Source organism: Saccharopolyspora sp. NPDC002686, from assembly GCF_040295745.1.
GTDB classification, from domain to species: Bacteria; Actinomycetota; Actinomycetes; order Mycobacteriales; family Pseudonocardiaceae; genus Saccharopolyspora; species Saccharopolyspora oryzae.
Genome location: NZ_JBEOVY010000508.1, coordinates 1 through 4,027 on the forward strand (window position 1 = coordinate 1; position 4,027 = coordinate 4,027).

5 protein-coding genes are annotated in these 4,027 nt (G+C 71.1%); all 5 read left to right on the forward strand.

From position 1 onward, the window contains the following. The first annotated feature begins 168 nt into the window (after positions 1 to 168). Positions 169 to 981 (forward strand): class II aldolase/adducin family protein, encoded by an 813-nt coding sequence (locus ABTZ89_RS36595; RefSeq protein ID WP_351053616.1) that lies wholly within the window; start codon positions 169 to 171, stop codon positions 979 to 981. Positions 982 to 1,036: 55 nt separating this feature from the next. Continuing rightward, complete coding sequence (locus ABTZ89_RS36600; RefSeq protein ID WP_351053618.1) at positions 1,037 to 2,002, forward strand: ABC transporter substrate-binding protein; 966 nt, start codon at positions 1,037 to 1,039, stop codon at positions 2,000 to 2,002. 7 nt (positions 2,003 to 2,009) lie between these two features. Continuing rightward, on the forward strand, positions 2,010 to 3,026 hold the full coding sequence (locus ABTZ89_RS36605; protein WP_351053621.1) for an Rrf2 family transcriptional regulator: 1,017 nt from the start codon (positions 2,010 to 2,012) through the stop codon (positions 3,024 to 3,026). Positions 3,027 to 3,042: 16 nt separating this feature from the next. Continuing rightward, positions 3,043 to 3,522 (forward strand): cupin domain-containing protein, encoded by a 480-nt coding sequence (locus tag ABTZ89_RS36610; RefSeq protein WP_270951768.1) that lies wholly within the window; start codon positions 3,043 to 3,045, stop codon positions 3,520 to 3,522. A gap of 46 nt (positions 3,523 to 3,568) precedes the next feature. Continuing rightward, on the forward strand, positions 3,569 to 4,027 hold a 459-nt coding region (locus ABTZ89_RS36615), incomplete at its 3' end, for a nitroreductase family deazaflavin-dependent oxidoreductase (protein ID WP_351053624.1).

Genomic DNA, 4,027 nt, shown 5'->3' on the forward strand with positions numbered 1-4,027 from the left:
GCGTCAGCGGCAGGCTGTAGCGCAGGAAGCCGAACGTGCCGACCTTGTCCAGCACGCCGACCGACCCGTTCGACGACGCGGTGGACTACGGCCGCGAGCTGATCCCGCTGGTGCGCCAGGAAATCGCCCGCCGCGAAGCCGCCTAGGCACGAACCCGAGGAGATCGACATGACCACCACCGCACCCGGGCTGTCCGAGTTCGCCCGGAACCTCTCGCCCCGCAACAACAGCTTCCCGGCCCGGCCGGTCTTCGACGACGTCGAGGACGAGCGCCGGTTCCGCAAGCAGCGGCTCGCCGCCGCGCTGCGGATCTTCGGCAAGCTCGGCTACAGCGAAGGCGCCGCCGGGCACATCACCGTCCGCGACCCGGAGCTCGCCGACCACTTCTGGGTCAACCCGCTCGGCCGGGCGTTCAGCCGCATCAAGGCCTCCGACCTGCTGCTGGTGAACCACGACGGCCAGATCGTGCACGGCGACCTGCCGGTCAACCAGGCCGCGTTCGCCATCCACTCGCAGATCCACCAGGCCCGGCCGGACGTCGACGCCGCCGCGCACAGCCACTCCATCTGGGGCAAGGCGCTCGCCGCGCTGGGCACCGAACTGCTGCCGATCTCGCAGGACAGCGCCCAGTTCTACGAGGACAACGTGATCGTGCCCGACTTCTCCGGCGTCGTGCTCGACCTGGAGGAAGGCCGCCGGATCGCCTCGACGCTGGGGCAGCGCAGGCTGGCGATCCTGGCCAACCACGGGCTGCTGACCGTCGGCCGCAGCCTGGAGGAGGCGGTGGCGCTGTACGTCGCCGCGGAGCGGAACTCGAAGGTCCAGGTCGTGGCCCAAGCGGCCGGTCCGCTGCAGCAGATCCCGCACGAGATCGCGCGGCACACCTGGGAGCAGTACCAGGAGCACCGCGACCCGGGCTGGGTCACCTTCGCCCCGCTGTTCGAGGAGATCGTCCACGAGCAGCCGGACCTGCTCGACTAGGCGACCACCCGAGCAACGCGACCATCAACAGGCTTCATGGCTGGAGAACTGAAGAATGCGAACGACCAGAGCTCTGCTCGCCGTGCTGGCAACCGCGCTGCTGGCGGTGACCGGCTGCGCGAAGGAGGATTCGGCCAACTCGTTGTCCGAGGTCACGCTCGTGCTGGGGGACCAGGCGGGTGGCCTGCGGGCGAGGGTCGAGGCCTCGGGCGCCTTCGACGACGCGCCGTACCGGATCAAGTGGGCCAACTTCCAAGGCGCCGCACCGCTCTTCGAAGCGATGCGCTCCGGGGACGTGGACACCGCCACCGCCGCCGACGCGCCCACCGTGCAGGCCATCGCGGGTGGAGTGCCCGCGCGACCGGCGCTGGCCACCGCTGCCTCGCCCAGCTCCACGGCGATCATCGTGCCGCCGGGGTCGCCGATCCGCACCGTGGCCGACCTGCGCGGCAAGCACCTCGTGGTGTCCACCGCGCCGGGCAGCGTCTCGCACTACACCGCGCTCGGCGCGCTGGAGGAGGCCGGCCTCACCCCGCAGGACGTGCAGCTGACCTTCAGCCTGCCCACCGACGCGCAGGCCGGGTTCAGCGCCGGGCACATCGACGCCTGGGCCACCTTCGACCCGTACCTGGCGATCGCCGAGCACTCGGGAGCACGGGTGATCCGCGACGGCGAGGGCATCAACGGCCGCAACGGGATCCTGTCGGTGTCGGCCACGGCCGCGGCGGACCCGCTCAAGCGCGAGGCGCTGGCCGACGCGCTGCGCCGGTTCGAGGCGGCCTGGCGGTGGAGCGATGAGAACCCGGGCGAGTACCAGCGCGTCTACGAGAAGCTGACCTCGCTGGACCCGCCGGTCGCACGGCAGATCCTCACCCGGACCAAGCAGGAAGTCCGGCCGTTGGGCGATGACGTGGTGCGCGACCTGCAAGCCGTCGCCGACCGCTACCTCCAGGCAGGTGTGCTGCGCGAACCGGTCGACGTGGCCGGGGCGTGCGAGCGGGACCTGTACCGGGCGGGGTGAACCGGAGATGACCACGTGGACCCCGAACGGGACCAGCCGGGGCACCATCGCGGTGCTGCCCGGCAGAGGCGAGACGCCGGCGCTCTACGAGCGCTTCGGCCGTCGGCTCGCAGCGGACGGCTACGCGGTGCTGGTACCCGAGCCGGACAGCGATCCGGCCGGCTGGTTCGAGCCGGGCGCGGCGCGGTTCCTGGTGGGCACCGACACCGGGGCGCTGCGCGCTTGGCAGCTGGCGCTGGAGATCGAACTGGACGGTTTGGTGCTGGTGGGCACCCCGCTGGCCGACGGCTTGCCGCCCGCCGACCGCGCCGAGGAGATCGGGGTGCGCACGTCGTGCCCGGTGCACCGGGAACTGCTGCGCAACGACCCCGGTTTCGAGTGGGGGCGGCTGGCCGACGACGTCACCGAACCGCCCGAGCGCCTGCCCGAGATCCCGGTGCTGCTGCTGCACGGTGACGCCGACACCATCGCGCCGGTCGCCCCGGTGGCCGCGCTCGCCGCCCGCCTCCCGCAGAGCTCGCTGGCGGTGTTCAAGGAGGGCGTGCACGACGTCCTCAACGATCAGCACCACCGCAGCGCGGCCGCCCGGATCGTGCTGTTCTGCGAGGAGATCGCCAAGGGGGCGGTGCTGCTGCCCGAGGTGGCGAAGCCGCGCCGCACCGCTCCGGTGCAGGTCTCCGCACGGGTGGACTACTCGCTGCGCGCGTTGCGCGAGCTGGCGGGCAGCGACGGACCGGTCAAGTGCGCGGTCATCGCGCGCAACCAGCGGATTCCGCTGAACTCCCTGGTCAACCTGATGATCGAACTGCGCCGCGCGGGACTGGTCGCCAGCCAGCGCGGCTGCGACGGCGGGTACTGGTTGGCCCGGGATGCGGAGGAGATCACGGTCGGCGAGGTTGTGCGCGCGGTGGACGGTGGGGTTACCTCGGTGCACAGCGGTTCACCCGATGCCGACGTGTGGCGCGAACTGGAACGGCAGGTCGCCGACTTCCTCGGCCGGGTGCCGGTGGTCGGCGATCGGTGAAAGAGGAAGGACGCAGATGACCCAGCACGACGCTTTCCACCCGGACCTGGCGACTTCGGTGCCCGAGGAGCAGCGGGCCTCGCTGCGCACCCGGCTGCACCACGTCCGGGCCGCCGACCTGGACAAGAACACCGCGCAGACCGAGGGCATGCGGCGGCTGGCCGCGATCAGCGGTGATCTGGTCGGCTCGGAGCGGATCTGGATGGGCGAGACCCACGTGGCCCCGTCGACGGCCTCGGACAACCACCACCACGGCGAGTCGGAGACGGCGATCCACGTGGTCAGCGGCAACCCGCAGTTCGTCTTCCACGACGGCGACGAGGAGGTCCGGATCAAGACCGGCCCGGGCGACTACATCTTCGTCCCGCCCTTCGTCCCCCACCGGGAGGAGAACCCGGACCCGGACAACCCGGCGGTCGTGGTGATCGCCCGCAGCACCCAGGAAGCGATCGTGGTCAACCTCCCCGAGCTCTACCACCTCGACCCGGAGAGCTGACCGGGCCGGGTGTCCGCCGATGGTGGGGTCGTGCCGCGGTTCGGGAATGGCGGCTCCGGGCGGCGCGTTGCTCGTGGGCATGTCGCAGGAGAACGTAGAGCTCAGCCCCACGAGCTGGGTGCAGGAGCAGACGAAGAAGATCCTCGAGACCGGCACCACCGAAGGCATCAAGATCCAGGGCTCGCCGATCGTGCTGATGACGTTGCGCGGCGCGAAGACCGGCAAGCTGCGCTACACCCCGGTGATGCGGGTGGAGCACGACGGCAAGTACGCGGTCGTGGCGTCCAAGGGCGGTGCCCCCGAACACCCGACCTGGTACCACAACATCAAGGCCCACCCCGAGTTCCGGCTGCAGGACGGAACCGTGACGAAGGACTTCGTCGCGCGCGAGGTCGAAGGTGCCGAACGGGCCGAGTGGTGGGAGGTCGCCGCCGTCCTTCTCCAGCACCACGATGCCGATGGACAGCATCCAGGCCACCAGCACCGGCATCATGTCGCGGGCCCG